Below are 20,327 nucleotides of genomic sequence, written 5' to 3'. Positions count from 1 at the left end.
CTGGCGCCATAGTTTCCCCCCAATTGTTCCTGCCGGTGATACCCGCCTGCGATGTGTCAGTTCAAACTATTCCACGATCCGACGCCACGCGATGGGGACTTGTCCCCGGAGTTCGTTATCGGCGTCTGACGGCAGTACCAGACGGCCAGTCCGGGGTATTTCACGCAGGAACCGCCGGCGGCGCAAGATTCCGCGGCCGGCGGTTCCCTCACTACTGGTTCCCGGGTGGGGGCTAGGAGGTGGTCACCGACGTGTCATCAAGGAAGAAATACGTCGACAGCGATGAATCCTCGACGCCCAGGAAGCGCAGGGTCACGCTCGTCCCCTTGTAGGCGGAAAGATCAAGCTGCTTCTGGACATAGCCGGTGGACTCGTTGAGGTTGGAGTACGTGGCCAGTGTGGTGGTGGTGCCGCCGCTGATCACTTGGACTTTCAGGGTGTCATAGGCCGAACTGGCTGTGGTTTCGTCCGACTGTACTTTCAGGTAAAAGGACAGCGACGCGGCAGACACGGTGGAAGGGACTGCGAATGCCTGGTCGAGCTTGTAGGAGGTTGCCTGGCCCCAGCCGTTGAGTCCCGCGAAACGGGAACCCGTCCGGGCATTCGTGCCGGTCTCAAACGTGTCGGCGTGGTCGGAGGTCCAGGAAACTGCGCCCTCTTCGAAACCCGGGTTCAGCAGGAGGTTGCCCGACGGCGGGGGAGTGGTCCCGCCCAGCAGGCCCATGGTCTTGGTCGCGTCCGAGAGTCCCGCGCCGCAGCCAGTGGTGCAGCCGCCAGGCATGGCCCGGGTTCCCTGCTTGAGGGTGGATTCAACCTGGGCCGGGGTGAGTGAGGACGTCTTGGATTTCATCAGCGCGGCGAGCCCGGCCACGTGCGGAGCGGCCATGGACGTGCCCTGGTAGTTGGCGTAGCCCGCGGAGGACGGTGTGGTGGTGCCGGTGTTGATGGTGGACAGGATTCCTCCGCCGGTAACCCTGACGTCGCCGCCCGGCGCTGTCAGGTCAACCGAGGCGCCGTAGTTTGAGTAGTAGGAGAGGGTGCCACTCGGATTGCTTGCGGCCACGCTCACAACGCTGGTGCAGTTGGCGGGACGGAAACCGGAAGCATCCTGGTTGCTGTTTCCGGCCGCCACCACCACCGTTGCCCCGCGCGAGACGGCCGAGTCGATGGCCGCCTGGTAGGTGCTGCCGCAAGCGCCGGAACCGCCCAGGCTCATGTTGATGACCTTGGCAGGGTTGGCGTTGGCCGGGATGCCCGAGACGGTGCCGCCTGCAGACCAGATGATTGCATCGGCAATGTCAGAGAGGGAACCGCCGCACTTTGCCAGCACGCGGACCGGCACCACTTTGGCGTTAGGAGCGACGCCGGCCACTCCGGTGGCGTTGCCCGTCACCGCGGCCACAGTGCCGGCGACGTGCGTTCCGTGCCAGGAACTGTTGCCGGCCGTCGTCTGGCCGCACTCGCCGGCGGTGTACCAGTCGCCCTGGTCCTGGGCGGAGGCGTCCCGTCCGTTCCCGTCCCGTGCCGCGGTGGCGTCCGAGACAAAGTCATAACCGGGGAGCACATTCGCATCCAGGTCGGGGTGGGCGGTGATGCCGGTGTCGATTACGGCCACCGTCACACCGGTTCCGGTTGCAACGTCCCACGCGCCGGGAATACGCATACCGTTCGTGGCGGTGAGGTCCCACTGTTCGCCGTACCGCGGATCGTTGGGCGTGAGCGCCACGGCCATCCGGGCGTCAGGCTCGACGGATTCGACTGAGCCCGACGCGGCAATTTCGGCCATGAAGTCCTCGGCGGTCTGCCCGGACAGGGCCTTGTCCGCCTCGATCAGCGTTCCGCCGGTGGCCAGGGTGCGGACTTCCTTCACTGTCACGCCCTGTGACTTGGCGGCCTTGCCCCAGGCGTTGGCGCGGCCGTTCGGTGTGGCATTCGCCGCACTCTCCTTGTAGTCCACGATGAACTTCGTATAGGCCTCGCCGGCAACCACGTCCTGCACCGGAGAACTCTGGACCGCGGCTGGCGCGGGTGCCGACCCGTCCCCGGCTTCGGTCGTGGCGAAGACCGGTGAACTGGCGAAGGCCAGGGTGCCGACTGCTGCGGCGAGCGACAGGGCCAGGATGCGGTGGCGCCTGATGGATGCGCTAGCTGATCTTCCCAAGGGATCTTCTTTCTCGGATCGGGCACAGGGTGGCCCGGATGATGGAGTGATGGATGGTCACGTAATGGATCAGGTGGTAACCGAGAGTAAACGTAAGCGTATTTTCTAAGCTTGTAAACAGTTGACAAAAGTGGTCAATAAAGTGTGGACTATCAGTTTCAAGGGGGCGTCGCGGGAGTCGCCCCGCCGTATCCCGCGTGGTCAAGTAAAGTGGTCACGTGACTTATGAGATTGAGATTGGCCGTGGCAAGCGTGGGCGTCGTGCCTACTCCCTGGATGACATCGCGATCGTCCCCAACCGTCGGACGCGTGATCCCAAGGACGTCTCGGTCGCGTGGCAGATAGATGCCTACAAGTTCGACATGCCCGTCATTGCGGCTCCCATGGATTCAGCGATGTCGCCCGAGACCGCCATTGCGCTGGGCCGCCTCGGCGGACTGGGCGTGCTGGACCTGGAAGGGCTGTGGACCCGGTATGAGGACCCCCAGTCCGTCCTCGACCAGATCGGGGCACTGGAGGACGAGACCAACAGCCCCGCCGTCACCCGACGGATGCAGGAGCTGTACCAGGCGCCCATCCAGCCGGAGCTGATCACCTCCCGCCTGGCCGAAATCCGCGCAGCCGGCGTGACCGTTGCAGGTTCGCTCACGCCACAGCGCACCCAGGAACACTACAAAACCGTCGTCGCCGCCGGCGTGGACATTTTCGTCATCCGGGGCACCACCGTTTCCGCCGAGCACGTCTCCAAGGACCACGAGCCGCTGAACCTCAAGCAGTTCATTTACGAGCTCGACGTCCCCGTGATCGTGGGCGGCGCTGCCGGCTACACGCCCGCGCTGCACCTGATGCGCACCGGCGCTGCCGGTGTGCTGGTGGGCTTCGGCGGCGGTGCCACCACCACCACCCGCCGGGCGCTGGGCATCCATTCGCCGATGGCCTCCGCCATCTCCGACGTCGCTGCCGCCCGCCGTGACTACATGGACGAGTCCGGCGGCCGTTATGTCCACGTCATTGCCGACGGCGGCATGGGATCCTCCGGCGATATCGTCAAGGCCATCGCCATGGGTGCTGACGCCGTTATGCTCGGCAGTGCGCTTGCCCGCGCCGAAGAGGCGCCGGGCAAGGGCTGGCACTGGGGCCAGGAGGCCCACCACCTGGAGCTCCCGCGCGGCGACAGGGTCAACGTCGGAACCGTCGGTCCCCTCGAGGAGGTCCTCTTCGGTCCCGGCCACCACACCAACGGCACGTCCAACCTGATCGGCGCGCTTCGCCGCTCGATGGCCACCACCGGCTATTCGGACCTGAAGGAATTCCAGCGGGTCGACGTCGTCGTATCCCCCTACTCGGGAAACTGACGCACCATCCTGCTGACGGCACTATGGTGCCGGTCCCGGGGCCCCGGGGCCGGTACCCATAGCGCCCCCAGCGGGGCCTGCCCATCCGCATGCCTAGGAAGTAGTCTGGTGAACTACGAGGTTTGATGCGGATGGAGGCGTGAAATGAACAGTTCTTCCGGAGGTTCGTCCTTTGCCCAAGGGGCGCTCGGCCCCGCAGCCCGGGAGGCGTCGCTGGCGGCGCTCAAGGCAACAATGGAGCCGGGCAAGGAACTCGACATCCTCATCGTCGGCGGTGGCATCGTGGGCACCGGCGCAGCCCTGGATGCCGTGACCCGCGGCCTGAGCGTGGGAATCGTGGAGGCCAGCGACTGGGCGGCGGGCACGTCCTCGCGCTCCTCCAAGCTCATTCACGGTGGCCTGCGCTACCTCGAGATGCTGGACTTCGGGCTGGTCAAGGAAGCGCTTCATGAACGCGGCCTGCTGCTGTCGGAGATCGCCCCCCACTTGGCCCGGCCGGTTCCTTTCCTCTACCCCCTGACCAGGCCTTTCCTGGAGCGGCCCTATGTCGGCGCCGGAATTGCCCTCTACGACGTCATGTCCATCTCCAGCGGCCACCAGCGGGGCGTGCCCTTCCACAAGCACCTGAGCCGCCGCGGGACGCTGCGTGCTGCGCCCAGCTTGAAGGACGACGCCTTCGTCGGGTCCATCCGCTACTACGACGGCCAGGTCGACGACGCCAAATACGTGGCCAACCTCATCCGTACAGCGGCGTACTACGGCGCCCATGCGGTCAACCAGACAGCTGTGGTTGACTTCCTGCGAGAAGGCGAGCGGGTGGTGGGCGCCAAGGTGGTCAACCGCGAGGACGGCTCCACTTTCAGTATCCGGGCCAAACAGGTCATCAACGCCACCGGCGTGTGGACCGATGAAACCCAGGCCATGGTGACGGACCGCGGGCAGTTGAAGGTGCGTGCGTCCAAGGGCATCCACCTCGTGGTCCCGCGCGACCGGTTCCAGTCCACCGTCGGGCTGATCCTGCGGACCGAGAAATCGGTGTTGTTCGTCATTCCGTGGGGCCGGCACTGGATCATCGGCACCACGGACACCGACTGGCACCTGGACAAGGCGCACCCGGCAGCATCCAGCAAGGACATCGATTACATCCTTGAACACGTCAACAAGGTGCTGAAGCGGCCGTTGACCAGGGAGGACGTGGAAGGCGTCTACGCCGGGCTGCGTCCGCTGCTTGCCGGGGAGAACGACTCAACCGCCAAGCTGTCCCGCGAGCATGTGGTGGCCCACCCGGTGCCGGGCCTTGTCGTGGTGGCGGGCGGAAAATGGACCACGTACCGCGTCATGGCCAAGGACGCCGTCGATGAAGCAACGAGGAGCATGGACGAACGTGTAGCCCCCAGCTGCACCGATACGATTCCGCTGCTGGGTGCCAGCGGGTTCAAGGCGGCGTGGAACCGCCGGAACCGGACGGCCGAAGAGTACGGCGTGCACGTTGCCCGGATTGAGCACCTGCTCAACCGCTATGGATCGATGGCCACGGAGGTCCTGGCGCTCATCAAGGAGAACCCGGCCCTGGCTGAACCGCTGCCGGGCGCCGACGACTACCTGCAGGCCGAGGCAGTCTATGCGGCCACACACGAAGGCGCGCGTCATGTACACGACGTTTTGACACGCAGGACGCGTATTTCCATCGAGTCCTGGGACCGGGGTGTGTCCGCTGTCCCGGTAGTCGCTAAGCTGATGGGAGAAATTCTTGGCTGGAGCGATGCGCAGCGCGAAAGCGAAATCAAGCATTACCTTGCCCGGGTGGAAGCTGAACGGCTGAGCCAGGAGCAGCCCGACGATGAATCTGCCGACGCCGCGCGCCTGGGTGTGGAGGACATCGTCCCGCTGCGCTGACACAAGGCGGATGCCTGACCCGCGCCTCCTGCCTCACTGAAGGGACAACTCTTGGCGGAACCACTGGACCGGTACGATGCCGAACTCACCACACCGGAAATGGTGATTCTTGAGCTTGATGCCAAGGACAAGACGGATGCAGCGACCCAGCTTGCCGAACGGCTCTACGCGGCCGGGCGCGTCTCGGACCTCGACGGCTTCCTGAAGCACGTCAATGCCCGGGAGCACCAGCTGGCAACGGGCCTGCCCGGCGGAGTCGGACTGCCGCATGCCCGCAGCGAGTTCGTGTCCCGGACCTCGATTGCCGTTGGCATCACCAAGTACGGACGGGCCCTGGACTTCGGGGCCGCCGACGGGCCGGCAACGGTGATCCTGTTGATTGCGACGCCGGCAAGTTCCTTCTCGGACCACCTTGAAGTACTTGCCACGCTGGCCCGCTCGCTGTCCAAGGAGTCGTTCCGGGAATCCCTTCGCCGGGCCTACGACCCCGAAGTGATCGCCGAACTCATCAACTCCAGCCTGGTGTTCTTCGACCACTAGCAAGTGGGGCAGGCTGCCCAAAACTGCGCGAACGTACACTTGAGGCCCCGCTCCGAGGGGCCTCAAGTGTCCGCTCGCGCAACCTGCGGTTCGTTGTTCTACACAAGGACGAAGTACGGTTAATGTGTGTTGAAAACTGCCCTCAAACCCCGCTGGATCGCAGGCCTGGTGTTTGCGATCGTCATTTCAGGGGTTTTTGTGCTGCTAAGCCAGTGGCAATTCGGCCGGTCAACCCAGCCGGAAGCTCCCGTTTCGACCGGGACCGAAGAGAGCAAGCCGCTCACCGCGGTGCTGCAGCCGGGTGACTTTTTCCATGGCTCCGTGGCGGACCAAATGGTCACCGCCAAAGGAGCCTACGATCCCGACAAGCAGGTGCTGGTCCCGGGACGACTTTACGACGGCGCCACGGGTTACTGGGTGGTGTCGGCGTTTTCGGTCCAGGACGCCCCCGTCCTCAACGGCGCCGGGGCATCGCCCCAAACGTGGATCCCTGTGGCCCGCGGATGGGTGGCCGACCCCGATGAAGCCGGCGCGCCGCCGTCGGGAACTATTGAACTGACCGGACGGCTCCTGCCGTCCGAAGCTCCGCTGCCGAACACCGCCCCCGAACCCGGACGCGCCACGGCAGTATCCGTAGCGGAACTGATCAATGCCTGGGAAATCAGCAGCTATCCGGGGTTTGTGGCAGCTACTTCCGAGATAACCGGAGGCTCCGACGTCAGCCCCGCGGCTGTCAGCAGTGAGCTGAAACCATTGCGTATCGGTCCGCAGCCCCCGGCCCAGCAAGTGAACTGGCTCAACCTGTTCTACTCCGTGGAGTGGATCGTTTTCGCGGGCTTCGCGTTGTTCATCTGGTGGCGCATGGTGAAGGACGACTACCGCCGCGACCTTGAAGACGAGCTCGACGACGAACACGACGCGGACGCCGACGTCGAGCCCCCGCCGGCGGAGCCCCGCGCCGGCACACCAGAAAATTCCAGCCCGTCTGAACAAAAGGTACAGCCATGATCGATCCCAAGCCGGCCATCCAGCCACAGCCTACCGAGACCAGCGGAGCAGGCACCGCAAAAACGGGCACCGTGAAGAAGCGCAGGTTCGGCGGGACAGAAGCCCAGATCCGGTCCGCGCTCAAGTTCTACAAGGTCCTGGCCTACATGACGGGCGGGATGCTGCTGCTGCTCTGCGCCGAACTGGTTGCGCGGTACGCCTTCGGCCAGTACCTGTTCGCCGGCGGAACCAACGCGGTGACGGGCCAGCCGTTTGGCTTCGGGTTCGCCGATGCCGAGCCGCAGGGCGTCCTCGGGGGAGTGAACCTCTCCGTGGCGGTGCTCATTGTGCACGGCTGGATGTACGTCGTGTACTTGATGTCCAACTTCCGCCTGTGGTCGCTGATGCGGTGGCCGTTCGCGAAACTGATCATCCTCGCACTGGGCGGTGTGGTTCCGTTCCTGTCCTTCTTTGTGGAGAAGAAGTTCCACGCAGAGGTGGAAGCGGAACTCGCAGCGAATCCCCAGGCATCCAAGCGCTACTGACCCGCGCCGGTGTGAGATCCCTAACGCCGGGGTGGTTTTACGCCGCGGACAGCCGTCTCAACGTGCGACCGGGCAAGCGCCCAAGTAGTCTAGGACGGTGACTACTCCCACTGCATCCCAGACTTCCCAGAAGCCGGTGCTGGTTGTTGACTACGGTGCCCAGTACGCGCAGCTGATTGCCCGCCGCGTCCGGGAAGCGAACGTGTACTCGGAAGTGGTTCCGCACACGTACGGCACCGAGCAGCTCCTGGCTAAGAACCCCGCTGCCATCATCCTTTCGGGCGGCCCTTCCAGCGTCTACGCGGAAGGTGCTCCAAGTGTGGGTGCCGACCTCTTTGAAGCCGGGATCCCCGTCTTTGGCATTTGCTACGGCTTCCAGGCCATGGCCAACGCCCTGGGCGGAAAGGTCGACAAGACCGGACTGCGTGAGTACGGTTCCACGCTAACCACCATCCTGGGTGAGGGCCGCTCGGTCCTCGAAGGAATGCCGCAGCACCAGAACACGTGGATGAGCCACGGTGACTCCGTGCACGAGGCGCCTGAGGGCTTCGAAGTGCTCGCGACGACGGCGGGCGCCGAAGTTGCCGCCTTCGCCAACGAAGAGAAATGCCTCTACGGCGTGCAGTGGCACCCCGAGGTGAAGCACTCGGCATATGGCCAGCAGGTGCTCGAGAACTTCCTGTTCAAGGGCGCCAAGCTGGAACCGAACTGGACCACGGGGAACATCCTCGAGGAACAGGTGGACCGCATCCGCAAGCAGATCGGCGACGCCAGGGTCATTTGCGGCCTTTCCGGCGGCGTGGATTCGGCTGTCGCGGCTGCCCTGGTCCAGCGTGCCGTGGGCGACCAGCTGACCTGCGTGTTCGTGGACCACGGTCTGCTGCGCGAGGGCGAGGCCGAGCAGGTTGAGCGCGACTTCGTGGCAGCCACGGGCGTCAAGCTCTACGTTGCGAACGAGCAGGAGCGGTTCCAGGCGGCACTGGCCGGGGTCAGCGATCCGGAGACCAAGCGCAAGATCATCGGCCGCGAGTTCATTCGCGCCTTCGAAGAAGCCGAACTGGCCATCATCGCCGAAGCCGCTGCGCACGGCGAAAAGATCAAGTTCCTCGTCCAGGGCACCCTGTACCCCGACGTCGTCGAATCCGGCGGCGGAGAGGGTGCTGCGAACATCAAGAGCCACCACAACGTGGGCGGCCTGCCGGAAGACCTGCAGTTCGAACTTGTTGAGCCGCTGCGTGCACTGTTCAAGGACGAGGTCCGCGCCGTGGGCGCCCAGCTCGGACTGCCGCAGGAAATCGTCGGCCGCCAGCCTTTCCCCGGCCCGGGACTCGGCATCCGCATCGTCGGCGAAGTGACCAAGGAACGCCTTGACCTGCTGCGCAAGGCTGATGCCATCGCCCGCGCCGAGCTGACCGCAGCCGGCCTGGACAACGAGGTATGGCAGATGCCGGTAGTGCTGCTGGCGGACGTCCGCAGCGTCGGCGTCATGGGTGACGGCCGTACCTACGGCCACCCGATCGTCCTCCGTCCCGTGTCGTCCGAAGACGCCATGACTGCCGACTGGTCACGGCTTCCGTACGACCTGCTGGCGAAAATCTCAAACCGCATCACCAATGAGGTGGAAGGCGTCAACCGTGTAGTGCTCGACGTGACCAGCAAGCCGCCGGGAACCATCGAGTGGGAATAGCAGTGTGAGTGGCCGGTCTCAGCGATGAGGCCGGCCACGTTGCTTTATTCTCGCTAAATCCGGCTCAATTTTGGCCCGCTCCAGTGTTGCGGACTCTCACTGGGCCCTGATTCGGGCTACGCTCGAAAGTATGCCGGTATGGTCCAGGGCGTCACGTGCAAGCGCAGAAAAGAAGGCAGTAGTGTCAGTTGGTCAAGGCCTCCCAGAGGGCTCCGAGGAGCTCAGGAAGTGGCTGTCCGGGCTTAAGCCGGTCACCGGAGCAGACACAATGCTTCGTTTCACCAAGACCCCGGAAGGCTCCATCGACCTCACGCATGCGCATCCGTCCGGACTTGCGCAGCTCATGGCGGGGCGGCGTACGCGCCTGTCCACGCTGATCCGCGACCATGACCAGTACGTGGTGGCTGCCCGGGCATCGCGCAACCTCCGCTCCAAGATTTTCGAGCTCAGCAACGACCGTGGCATCGACGCCGGATATTTTTCGGCCGGCACGGTGTCCTGGACGTCGGCTGTGGGCGGAAAGCCGCAGCGGGTGTCCGCCCCGGTGATGCTCACCGCCATTTCGCTGACCGTCCGTCCGGGCGAGGACGACTACGAACTCCAGTTGACCGAGCAGGCGCAGATCAACCCGGCGCTCATCCGGCACCTGAAGACCATCCACGGCATTGTTTTCGACGTAAACGCTGTGACCCGGATGGCCTACAGCACGGCCCGGTTCGACCCCCTGCCGGTCCTGGACCGACTGGGCACGCTCATCAAACCCATCCACGGGGCCGAGGTGGAGCACAACCTGCTCGTGTCAACGTTCGCGGACCTGTCCGGGAACCTCGAGGACCCGTGGATCAACCAGAACAACGCCCTCGTCGCTGCCCTGGCCCGCGCCGCCGCCGGCGAGGCCGTGGACGTGCCCGAATTGGCGGAGGACCGCTTCCAGGACATCGACCAGCGGGACCCGGCCCAGGAACTGCTGCTTCTCGACGCCGACTCGGACCAGCAGTACGTGGTGGACGCCGTGCGTGCCGGGGACTCCCTCCTTGTCAGCAGCCCGCCGGGAACGGGCCAGACCCAGACCGCCATCAACACCATCGGTGCCCTGGTGGACGAAGGCAAGACTGTCCTTGTGGTGGGTGACCGGCGCGCCAGCCTCAGCGAGATCGGGGCCCAGCTTGAGACGCTGGGCCTGGAGTCCATCCTGTTTGCGCTGTCCGGAACGGTCACGCCGCTGCAGCTCAAGGGACAGCTGGTGCGGTCCATTATGCGGAACGAAAAGTCCCTTCAGCCCCAGCTGGAAAACCTGCATACCACCCTTGCGGAGCACCGCCACGCCCTCATGGACCATGTGGACTCGCTGCACAACGTCCGGCAGCGCTGGGGCTGCTCGCCCTATCAGGCCATGCAGTCGCTTGCTGAGCTGACGTCCATCCAGCCCGCTCCCGCCACCACAGTGCGCCTCAAGCGAAGTGTCCTCGACAACATTCGTGACCGTGAGGAACTGGCCGGCCGCCTTCACCGCGCGGCCGAACTGGGCAGTTTCAGCCGGGCCGCAACTGCCAGCCCCTGGCACGGCGCGCGGCTCCTGACCCGCAAGGAAACCGAGGAAGCGCAGGAAGTTGCGCGTTCGGTTGAGAAGAACCTCCCCGTGCTGCGTCACCGGATGAACGAAGTAGCCGAGCACGCACAGATCCGCCTCGGTGCGACCTTCTCCGAATGGGGCGCCCAGCTCGAGTTGCTGATGGCGGTCAGGGAGAGCCTGGACAAATTCACCCCGGACATCTTCGACCGGCCGGTCCATGACCTCATCTCCGCGACCGCCACCTCCCCGTGGCGCCGCGAACGCAACATCGAGATGCCGTCCATGCAGCGTTCGCGCCTCCGCCGCGTAGCCAAGGAATATGTCCGTCCCGGCGTGCACATTGCCGACCTCCACAGCTCCTTGGTGCTTGTCCAGGAGCAGCGGGCGCTTTGGGCGGACTACGCCACCACCCAGCGTCATCCGGCAGTGCCTTCCGGCCTTGGCGAAGTGAACGTGATGTACCGCAGCCTGGAGCGCGAGCTGGCCCAGCTGGGGGCTGCCGTGAAGCATACGGCAGCAGGCGGGGACCTCCAGAACACTCCGTACGAGGAATTGATGGAACGCCTGGAGCGGCTTGTAGCTGACACCCGGACGCTCAAGACCCTCCCGGAGCGCACGCTGCTCATCGAGAACATGCGCGAGCACGGGCTCGGGGAACTGCTCGCAGACCTGGCAGATCGCGAAGTGCCCGCGGAATCCGTTGCATCGGAGCTGGAACTTGCCTGGTGGCAGTCGGCCCTTGAAGCAATGATCAGCGGCGACGACTACCTGGCGATGTCCGACGGCGACGCCCTTCGCCAGCTCGAAGCCGAATACCGTTTGGCGGACAATGCCCATATCGCCAGCGGGGCTGCCCGGCTGCGGTGGACGCTGTCAGAGCGGTGGCGCGCCGGTATTGCCGAGAACCCGCGGCAGGCGGACCTGCTCCGGAGCCTCCTGAAGGACGGCCGGGTCACGTTGGCCGCCCTCACGGCGCAGGCCCCGGCACTGGTTCCCATGCTGGTTCCCGTGTGGTCCGTGAGCCCCTACCTCATGACCGGACTGCTGCCGGCGCAGCAGAAGTTCGACGCCGTGGTCATCCTCGATGCCGAAGCGACCTCCCTCCAGGCTGTCCTTCCGGCCATCGCCCGGGCCAGGCAGGTCATTGCCTTTGGCGACGACAAAATCGCAAGCCCACGAACCTTCACGGTGGGCGTCGAGCGGCTGGCTGCCGGCGAGACGGCCCATCAGGCGGTCGAGAGTGCCTACACGGCCTTGTCCGCGGTGCTGCCGACCCGGCGTCTGACCTCCGCCTACAGGGCAGTTGACGAGGAGCTCGTGCTGCAGCTGAGCAAGAGTTTCTACGACGGCCGCCTTCACCGGCTCCCTGAGGGACAGACGGCCACCGGGCTTGACCGTGCGTTGCTCGTGGAATACCTGCCGGATGGCACCGGACTTCCGAGCGCCGACCAGGAAGGCGTTGAATCCGCCGTGGCCGAGGTGAACCGGGTGGTGGGCCTCGTATTTGAGCATGCACGCCTGCGCCCGCGGACCTCCCTCGCAGTGGTCACGGCCAGCCTCCGCCATGCCGCCCGGATCGGCGAGGCCATCCGCCTTCAACTGCCCAACTACCCGCTGCTGGCGAGCTTCTTCAGCGCGGGACCCGAATCCTTCCGTGTGGTGGACCTGGAACGGGCCCAGGGCCTGGTCCGGGACCACGTGATCTTCTCGCCGGGTTATGGCCGGACGCCGCACGGCCGCGCGCTGCACAATTTCGGTCCGTTGTCCGCCGAGGGCGGCCGGGCGAAATTCGCACTCGCCATGACCCGTGCCCGGCGCTCCCTGCATGTGCTGACGTGCTTCAAGCCGGAGGACCTGGACGTCACCCGCCTCAGCCACGGCGCCCTCGACTTCTATGAACTGCTCAACCGCGAGATAGCCGGCAACACTGATCTGGGGACGCCGGCGTCCCGCGCCGCAGCGAGCGAGCAGGCACTCGGGGCCGACCCCCTGGTGGCAGACCTGGGTGACAGGCTGCGTGCCCGGGGAGCACGGGTCTGGCACCAATACGACGGTGTGCTTGACGTGGCCGCGGCCGCGGACCCGGTGCATTCCATCGGCCATGACGAAGCCGACATCCCCCGGCCGGTGGCCATCGAGTCCGACGGAACCGAGCAGTACCGGCGGATGAGCGTCCGTGAACGGAGCAGGCTCCGCCCTCAGCTGCTGGAACGACTGGGCTGGCGCTACATGCCCTTGTGGACCATCGAGGTGTTTACGGACCCGTCCGCTTGCGCCGACCGGATCGGCGGTTACCTGGGGCTGGAGAAGCCGGCTGTCACCGGCTTCACGTCCTCCTCGCAGGCGTTCTTCGAGGACGACGTGGACAACCTGACCCTGAACAGCGCCGACCGGCGCAGCGGGGCCGCAGAGGAAGCCGATTCCGGCAGCGGCGACTCCGGCAACGGTGGCAGCGGAGAGCCGGGCGCTTCCGGCGAATCCGCCGCTCCGGACCGGCACTCGGTATCCTTGGAACAGGGCGGCACCGAGCCGGAGGAGTCCTTCAGGACCCGCACCAAGGCAGTGGAAAGTATCAAGGACAACGGCATGGACATGAACAACAGCGCAGCGGATAGCCACGGGGCTACGCACCGTGAGGCGGACAATTCGGTGCCTGGCAGGATAGCGCCCGAGAGGGTAGCGCCCGACAGGACCCCGCAGACGGCCGGCGCCGGCGTTCCTTCAGGAGTGCTGCCCAACAAGGCCTCCGAGGATGACCCGAAGCGCTGGGGCGATCAGGGCTCCGACTACGACCATGATGCCTGGCTGCAGGAACAGAAACCGCCGCACTGGGGGTGACTTCCCGTAGGCAGGGGAGCGTGCCGGTCCGAGCGCAGCTAGCCCGGTGCTCCCACCATGACGAAGAAGAGTTTGCCCTGCGTTGAGGAGCCGGCGAGCCGGCGCGCCTGGTCCGGATCCGCTGCAACCACGATGAGCCCCTCGGTTTCGCCGGTGCCCAGCCATTGTCCGGTTTGCCCGCCCTGCCCGGACGTCCAGAGCACGGGCACCGAGGCCGCCAGCACCTGCGATTCGGCTGCTTTGCCGTAGTCGGTGCCGTTCGTCATGACGATGTTGACGAGCTGGCCGGGTGCCACGAGCTGGATGGACGAAGGGTCCGCCATTCTCAGGGGCACGGCGGCCGATCCCGGGGGAGTGCCGGCCAGCAGGCCCGGCCCGAGCAACTGCGTATCGGAGATCAGCTGGCCTTTGCGCAGCGGTGCAGCCAGCTGCTTGCCCACAATGGCGGCGGTGTCAGCGTAGCTCCCCGCGGGCATCATCCCTGGTGGCACCTCGACCAGCACCACTTCATTGCTTGAGAGGGCGGTTCCAGCGGGAAGGTCACGGGCGGAGGCCAGCGCAGTGACGGTGTGGGCGGGTGCCGGTGTCAGTTGCTGGACGGAAATGCCGGCAGCGGCGCACAGCAGAAGCGCGACGACCAGCCTGCGATGGCGGTTGAACCATGACGGAAAGCGTCGCAGGCCGGACGGCCGCTGGCGGCCGGGCTGTCCGGACCGAAAGCTCTGCCGCGGCGATGAACGTCCGTTGGTGCGGAAGGTGGATGGCATGCCTTGAGGCTACGGAGGCGCCGCGTCGCGGCGACAGCCCGGGGACGCCGTATGTGGAAAACCGACATCGGCAGCGCACCATGAGTAGCGGACCGGCACCCTTCGCGCTTTGCGCGAGATTCGGCAGCGGACGCCGAGTTTAAGTCAGCTTGCGGCTGCGGCTGCGGGAACGGCCGCCGGAGCGGGAGAGACGCTGCTGCCCTTGCTGTCGCGTGAGTCGGTCCGGTAGAAGCCGGAACCCTTGAAGACGACGCCGACGCTGTTGAACTTCTTGCGCAGGGTCCCCTCACATTCGGGGCAGGAGGTGAGCGAGCTGTCGGTAAACGACTGCACAATCTCGAAGGCGTGGCTGCAGTCCTTGCAGGCGTATGCATACGTGGGCACTGGTAATCCTCCTCTGGGACAAACGAGCAGGTCCCGTGCTGCCTGGCAGGAATCACCGCCGATTGTTCCTCGGCAGGTTCCTTCCCTTAGCAGTCGCAGGGCCTGAGTGCCAATTCTATCATCCGCTGCGAGCCGGCTTCACATCAGCTGCGCGAGGCGTGACGGTGTGACTGCCACCGGGATTTTGCGGTCGAAGGATTCGGCGGGGATGCTGCCGGCCGGAAGGACTTCGTCGTCAAAGACCACCGCAGCCGCGGGCACCGGCAGGCCCTCATGTTCGAGACCGGCGAGGAACTTGTCGTAGTAGCCCCCACCCTGTCCGATCCGGTTACCCGACAGGTCCACTGCTGTGGCGGGGACGAAGATCCCGGCCGCGTCGCGCATGGCCTCGATGCCGTGCTGTTCTCCGACGGGCTCGTCGATGGGGGCGTAACTGCTGCGGACGAAGTCGGTCGCCGGGGTCCAGTAGACCCAGGAGAGGGAGCGGTCCGGGCGGCAGACCGGCAGCAGAACGCGGTGCCCTGTTCCGTGAAGCGCGGCAATGAGCGGCAACGTGGGGGGCTCGAATCCCACGCCCAGATACACGGCAAAAGTGCTTCGTTCACCGGCGGCAACCATGGTGGCCCACTGAAGTCCGTGACGGGCGATACCGGCCCCGGCGGCTTCAAGGCCGACGGGAGGGACTGTTGCGCGCCGGATTCGGTGGGCTGAGCGGATCTCGTCCTTGGATGGCATCAACGCCCGTCCTTCCATGTCAGGAGGCCCGCCTGCGGAGACCCTGGTAAAGGCCATCCCGGGCGGTTAGTGCAATTACCCAATGTTTGGTCCCTGACGCTAGATTAGTCCAGTGACTACCACCAATACTTCCGTCCGCAAGGCTGTCATTCCTGCTGCGGGACTCGGCACCAGGTTCCTACCGGCCACCAAGGCCATGCCCAAGGAAATGCTGCCGGTCGTGGACAAGCCCGCGATCCAGTACGTCGTCGAAGAGGCCGTCAGCGTTGGCCTCACCGACATCCTGATGATCACCGGCCGGAACAAACGCGCCCTCGAAGACCACTTCGACCGGGTCCCGTCGCTGGAGGCGACCCTCGAAGCAAAGGGCGACACCACCAAGCTCGAAGCCATCCAGGCCGCCAGCAACCTCGGCGATATCCACTACGTCCGCCAGGGCGACCCCATGGGCCTCGGCCACGCAGTGTTGCGCGCCAAGCAGCATGTCGGATACGAACCCTTCGCGGTGCTTCTGGGCGATGACCTGATCGATGCGCGGGACGAACTGCTCAGCAAGATGATCGAAGTCCAGGCCAAGACCGGCGGCTCGGTGGTCGCGCTGATTGAAGTGGAACCATCCCAGATCAGTGCGTACGGTTGTGCCGACATCGACGAAACCGACATGAACGGTTTCGTACGGATCCGGAAGCTCGTGGAAAAGCCCGACGCCGCCGAAGCACCGTCCAACCTGGCCGTCATCGGCCGTTACGTCCTCCACCCCGCGGTCTTCGATGTCCTCGAACGCACCGAACCGGGCAGGGGCGGGGAAATCCAACTGACGGACGCCCTCCAGGAACTTGCTGCAGGGGACGGCGAAGGATACGGCGTCTACGGTGTGGTGTTCCGCGGCCGCCGCTACGACACAGGCGACAAGCTCAGCTACCTCAAGGCCTGCGTCCAGCTGGCCTGCGACAGCGACGACCTCGGCCCCGGGCTGCGCGAGTGGCTGCCGGAATTCACCTCTTCCCTCGCCAAGTAACGTCCCATGCGGGGCAGCATCTGGCCGGCGACGCTGGAATGCGGCGACATTGTGCTGCGCCCCATCCGGTACCGGGACCGCAAGGAATGGATGGCGGTCCGTTCCCGCAATTCTGAATGGCTGGCTCCCTGGGAGGCCTCGAACCCGGCCCCCGGAGGGGCTCTGCCGGACTACCGGCAGATGGTCAGGTCCCTCAATGCCCAGGCTGCGCAGGCCACGGCGCTGCCTTTCGTGATCACGGAGCGTGTTCCGGGCCGTCGGGATCCAGTCATCGTTGGACAACTGACGGTGTCGTCCATCATCTGGGGATCGGCGATGATGGCCACACTTGGATACTGGGTGGACAAGTCCTGTGCCGGCCGGGGAATTGCTCCCACGGCTGTTGCGATGGCCACTGACTACTGCTTTGGCAGCCTCGGCCTGCACCGGATGGAAATCAATATCCGGCCTGAAAACGGGCCCAGCCTCCGGGTTGTGGAGAAGCTGGGTTTCCGGGACGAAGGCTACCGGCCTCGGTTCCTGCACATCAACGGCCAATGGGCGGACCACCGCTCGTTCGCCCTGACGTCCGAGGAAGTTCCCGAAGGGCTGCTGGCCAGGTGGTTGAGAAGCCGCCCGGCCTGACCAACACGCTGGCCCGCTGCCGGAGTCACCCCCGAGGTTGTTCTCCTGTGTTTTCCGTCATAAATCCATTGAATTGCCAGCTGCCCTGCGACACACCGGAGCTAATGCCAGAGCTGTCGGCCAATTACTCATACGGTTTTGAATGTGGACTTCCCCCTTAGCAGCTCAGTGATCCTTGTTGTCGCTGTCGCGCTCTGGATTGTGTGGGTGGCCCCGTATGTTCTGAGAAACCGCCAGCATCAGCTCCAGCCCGCAGCCGAGCTGATGTCCGAAATCAACTTCGCCGAACCCGCAGACCCCCAAGCCGGAAACGTCATGAAAATGGCCGCCCAGCAGGAGAACTCAATGGAAACCAAGCAGGCCACCGGATCCGCGCAGGGATCCCGGACACCCGCCGCCGGCCCGGGTGCGGTGACGGCGCGCCCGGGCGCACTGAGGATCCGGTACGGACGATGTGCGCTCGCGCTGGTGGGGCTCGTGTCCCTGCTCACCGGGTTCGTGGCAGGCATCTTCCTCATGTTCGGGATGGGCTCGTCCTGGTTGCCTGTCGGGGCCTTCTTGGCTGCTGTAGCGTCCGTCGTCTGGCTCCGGCGGCTGGCGGTGCGGGACCGGCGCGCCAGAATGAACGCGGCAGCCATGACTGCCCCGGAGCGGCAGATGCGGGTAGCCGTACCGCGTCCCAGCCGGGAACCGGCCGTGGACGCCCCGGAAAGCCCACTTTTCGACGCCGAAGCGGGAAACAAACCAAAGGTTAAGCCGCTGACGGCCCAGGAACTGCGTGAAGCTGCCCTCGCCGAAGCCAGGGCCTCGGGCGACACCGCCCTGAGGACTGCCGCCGCACCAGGGTCGGCCGTCAACACGGACGCCAAATGGGAGCCTGTGGACGTTCCCAAGCCCACCTACGTGGAAGCTGCCAAGGCAGAACGGGCTGCCCCGGAGCCGCTGGACCTGCCCGAAGCTCCGAAAGCCGTGGGCAAACCGTCCCTCAAGCAGGGCCCGGCCGCCGCCCCGGCGGCCAGCGGAAGCGCTCCCAAGACCCTGACCAAGGCTCAGAGCGCCCTGAGCAACCTGGACGACGTCCTGCAGCGCCGCCGCGCCTAACCAGCCTCTTCGCCCCGGGCAGCCGGTTGCTGCCCGGGGCTTTCTTATGCCCAGGCCACGCGCATCGTGGCCGGGACCTGGTTCCCGAGCACCGCTATGGAAGTGAGACATTCGGGAGCTGGCTGGCGAAGCGCGCCGATAGTTTGTAGCCTAGGGACACCGGTTTGCCTGTTCCCGGAGTTTCCGAGGGTATGGCAGCGGCCCGGGGCTATAGCTCAGTTGGTAGAGCGCTTCGTTCGCATCGAAGAGGTCAGGGGTTCGAATCCCCTTAGCTCCACAGAATAAGCTCCCTGATCCGGCGCCAGCGCCGGATCAGGGAGCTTTCTTATTGCCGGTCCGGCAACACGCGCCCACGAACCACCCCTCGAGAGGACAGCAGCAATGAGCCTTGTCCGGCTGCATGACGTCAGCGTGCGATTCGATAACACCCAGATTTTGCGCGAGGCATACTTCCGCCTCGAACCGGGTGACAGGGTGGGGCTCATCGGCAAGAACGGTTCCGGTAAGACCACCATGCTCCAACTGATCCTTGACCGGATTTCCCCGGAGTCCGGAACCGTCACTGTGGATCCGGGAACAAGGATCGGCTACTTTTCGCAGTTCTCCGAACTGAACGGGGAATCAACCATCACAGACGTCCTGGATGGGCTGTTCTCTGACATCAAGGCAGTGGAAGCTGAACTGGCGTCTATCGATTCGGCCATCGGCGGGGACCCGGCCGGCGCAGAACTTGACCGGCTGATCGCCCGGCAGGCCGAACTTTTCGAAGACATGGACCGCCTCGACGGCTGGGACTACCCCCGGCGGATCGACAAGGTCCTGACGACGCTGGGCTTCAGCGACGCCCACAGGGTGTGCGCCATTGACGAACTGTCCGGCGGCTGGCGCAACCGGGCCGCGCTGGCAAAGATCCTCCTTGAGGATCCGGATGTGCTGCTGCTGGATGAGCCCACCAACTTCCTGGATGTGGCCGGCGTCGAATGGCTTGAAAGCTGGTTCCGGGACTTCAAGGGTGCAGCAGTCATCGTCTCGCACGACCGGAAGTTCCTCGACGCCGTCGTCACCCGGATCATCGAAGTGGAAAACTTCCACCTGCACGAGTACCCGGGCAACTTCGGCGAATACATCGTGCAGAAGCAATTCCGCCTCAAATCCCTGGAACAGCAGTTTGTGCACGAATCCGAACTGCTGGCCTTCGAGGCTGAAGGGATCGCCGACCGCCGCGAGGCCACCAAGGCCGCCAGCCGCGGGTTGGGAAACCAACTGGCCAAGATCAAGAAATCACGTACACCCCGCCCGGTGGACCAGATCGTCACCGAGATCTACGGCGGCCTGCACGTCAAGGACGTCCTCTGCCGGGTGGAGGGGCTGGCCAAGTCCTACGGAGACAAAGCACTCTTCAACGACCTTGGCTTCGAAATCAGGCGCGGGAACCGGATCGTCGTGCTCGGCGCGAACGGCAGCGGCAAATCCACCCTCCTGAAAGTGCTGACGGGCGAGGAAGAAGCAGACGCCGGCGTTGTCTCCTGGGCAAAAGGCCCCGGTTTCGTGTCCTACAACCGGATGCTTGAAGAGCTCGACGACGCCGACACCGTTTCGCACGCAGTCAACGCCCTGCCGGACAGCCTGGCTTTCAGCGCCACCAGGAAGTCTGTCAACCGGTTCCTGGCGATGTTCCAGTTTTCCGAAGCGGATCTCAAGCAGAAAATCGGGAATCTCTCCGGCGGCCAGAAAGCCCGCGTCGCGATGGCACAGTGCCTGCTGTCCGGCGCGTCGGTCCTGTTGCTGGATGAACCCACCAACCACCTGGACCTGTCCAGCACCCAGGTCATGGAACGGGCGCTGATGCATTTTCCCGGTGCCGTGGTGGTGGTCAGCCATGATCGGTTCTTCAGTGAAAAGATCGCCAACCGCTACCTGGTCTTCGGTGCCGACGCGGCACTGCCCGGGGAAGTCGAGGTGCGGGCAGCGTAGCCGTCACCGCCCGGTACCTGACCGCCCGCATCCAATCGCGCTTGACGGCCGCTTGCGGGGAGGAGCAGAGTTATGGTGCTGCGACTGGGGGCAGATGTGTGATCTCCGGGGACCTGGGTTAGTCACGGTTCCTTCACCACAT

At 65.1% G+C, this 20,327-nt stretch carries 15 protein-coding genes and 1 tRNA gene; 12 read left to right on the top strand and 4 right to left on the bottom strand.

Annotated elements, in window-relative coordinates; genetic code table 11:
• Positions 1–232 precede the first annotated feature (232 nt).
• Positions 233–2,161 (bottom strand): S8 family serine peptidase, encoded by a 1,929-nt coding sequence (locus ACSQ1X_RS14610; protein ID WP_436058176.1) that lies wholly within the window; start codon positions 2,159–2,161, stop codon positions 233–235.
• 218 nt (positions 2,162–2,379) lie between these two features.
• On the opposite strand from ACSQ1X_RS14610, the gene ACSQ1X_RS14605 reads away from it, so the two are divergent.
• The 7 genes from ACSQ1X_RS14605 to ACSQ1X_RS14575 all read left to right on the top strand — a co-directional run bounded on the left by ACSQ1X_RS14605 (position 2,380) and on the right by ACSQ1X_RS14575 (position 13,582).
• A complete protein-coding gene (locus ACSQ1X_RS14605) occupies positions 2,380–3,516 on the top strand; it encodes a GuaB3 family IMP dehydrogenase-related protein (protein ID WP_055796931.1) in 1,137 nt (378 codons plus the stop codon).
• 144 nt (positions 3,517–3,660) lie between these two features.
• Positions 3,661–5,412, top strand: a complete 1,752-nt coding sequence (locus ACSQ1X_RS14600) for a glycerol-3-phosphate dehydrogenase/oxidase (RefSeq protein ID WP_436058175.1) — start codon at positions 3,661–3,663, stop codon at positions 5,410–5,412.
• Positions 5,413–5,463: 51 nt separating this feature from the next.
• Positions 5,464–5,952, top strand: a complete 489-nt coding sequence (locus ACSQ1X_RS14595) for a PTS sugar transporter subunit IIA (RefSeq protein WP_055796925.1) — start codon at positions 5,464–5,466, stop codon at positions 5,950–5,952.
• 126 nt (positions 5,953–6,078) lie between these two features.
• The gene (locus tag ACSQ1X_RS14590; protein ID WP_436058174.1) at positions 6,079–6,960 is read left to right on the top strand and encodes an SURF1 family protein; all 882 of its coding nucleotides are present in this window, start codon (positions 6,079–6,081) and stop codon (positions 6,958–6,960) included.
• Positions 6,957–7,484, top strand: a complete 528-nt coding sequence (locus tag ACSQ1X_RS14585; RefSeq protein WP_055796919.1) for a DUF3817 domain-containing protein — start codon at positions 6,957–6,959, stop codon at positions 7,482–7,484. The genes ACSQ1X_RS14590 and ACSQ1X_RS14585 overlap by 4 nt, the downstream gene beginning before the upstream one ends.
• Before the next feature lie 97 nt (positions 7,485–7,581).
• Complete coding sequence (guaA, locus tag ACSQ1X_RS14580) at positions 7,582–9,171, top strand: glutamine-hydrolyzing GMP synthase (RefSeq protein ID WP_436058173.1); 1,590 nt, start codon at positions 7,582–7,584, stop codon at positions 9,169–9,171.
• A gap of 130 nt (positions 9,172–9,301) precedes the next feature.
• Entirely contained in the window at positions 9,302–13,582 is a 4,281-nt protein-coding gene (locus tag ACSQ1X_RS14575) for an AAA family ATPase (protein ID WP_436058172.1), read from the top strand.
• A 38-nt stretch (positions 13,583–13,620) separates the two neighbouring features.
• Here ACSQ1X_RS14575 and cpaB read toward each other — a convergent pair whose 3' ends face one another.
• The 3 genes from cpaB to ACSQ1X_RS14560 all read right to left on the bottom strand — a co-directional run bounded on the left by cpaB (position 13,621) and on the right by ACSQ1X_RS14560 (position 15,468).
• Positions 13,621–14,349, bottom strand: a complete 729-nt coding sequence (gene cpaB, locus ACSQ1X_RS14570; protein ID WP_436058171.1) for a Flp pilus assembly protein CpaB — start codon at positions 14,347–14,349, stop codon at positions 13,621–13,623.
• Positions 14,350–14,493: 144 nt separating this feature from the next.
• On the bottom strand, positions 14,494–14,733 hold the full coding sequence (locus ACSQ1X_RS14565; RefSeq protein ID WP_055796912.1) for an FmdB family zinc ribbon protein: 240 nt from the start codon (positions 14,731–14,733) through the stop codon (positions 14,494–14,496).
• A gap of 138 nt (positions 14,734–14,871) precedes the next feature.
• A complete protein-coding gene (locus ACSQ1X_RS14560; protein WP_436058170.1) occupies positions 14,872–15,468 on the bottom strand; it encodes a 5-formyltetrahydrofolate cyclo-ligase in 597 nt (198 codons plus the stop codon).
• A gap of 112 nt (positions 15,469–15,580) precedes the next feature.
• On the opposite strand from ACSQ1X_RS14560, the gene galU reads away from it, so the two are divergent.
• The 5 genes from galU to ACSQ1X_RS14535 all read left to right on the top strand — a co-directional run bounded on the left by galU (position 15,581) and on the right by ACSQ1X_RS14535 (position 20,185).
• The gene (gene galU, locus ACSQ1X_RS14555; RefSeq protein WP_436058169.1) at positions 15,581–16,486 is read left to right on the top strand and encodes a UTP--glucose-1-phosphate uridylyltransferase GalU; all 906 of its coding nucleotides are present in this window, start codon (positions 15,581–15,583) and stop codon (positions 16,484–16,486) included.
• 6 nt (positions 16,487–16,492) lie between these two features.
• Positions 16,493–17,110, top strand: coding sequence for a GNAT family N-acetyltransferase (locus ACSQ1X_RS14550; RefSeq protein WP_055796909.1), 618 nt, complete (start codon positions 16,493–16,495; stop codon positions 17,108–17,110).
• Between the two features lie 144 nt (positions 17,111–17,254).
• The gene (locus tag ACSQ1X_RS14545; protein ID WP_436058168.1) at positions 17,255–18,211 is read left to right on the top strand and encodes a hypothetical protein; all 957 of its coding nucleotides are present in this window, start codon (positions 17,255–17,257) and stop codon (positions 18,209–18,211) included.
• 204 nt (positions 18,212–18,415) lie between these two features.
• A tRNA-Ala gene (locus ACSQ1X_RS14540) sits at positions 18,416–18,488 on the top strand.
• A gap of 104 nt (positions 18,489–18,592) precedes the next feature.
• On the top strand, positions 18,593–20,185 hold the full coding sequence (locus ACSQ1X_RS14535) for an ABC-F family ATP-binding cassette domain-containing protein (protein WP_436058167.1): 1,593 nt from the start codon (positions 18,593–18,595) through the stop codon (positions 20,183–20,185).
• Positions 20,186–20,327 lie beyond the last annotated feature (142 nt).

Origin of the sequence: Arthrobacter sp. LjRoot78, from assembly GCF_964254335.1 — a bacterium.
Classification (GTDB): domain Bacteria; phylum Actinomycetota; class Actinomycetes; order Actinomycetales; family Micrococcaceae; genus Arthrobacter.
This window is presented reverse-complemented; position numbering and strand designations above follow the sequence as displayed.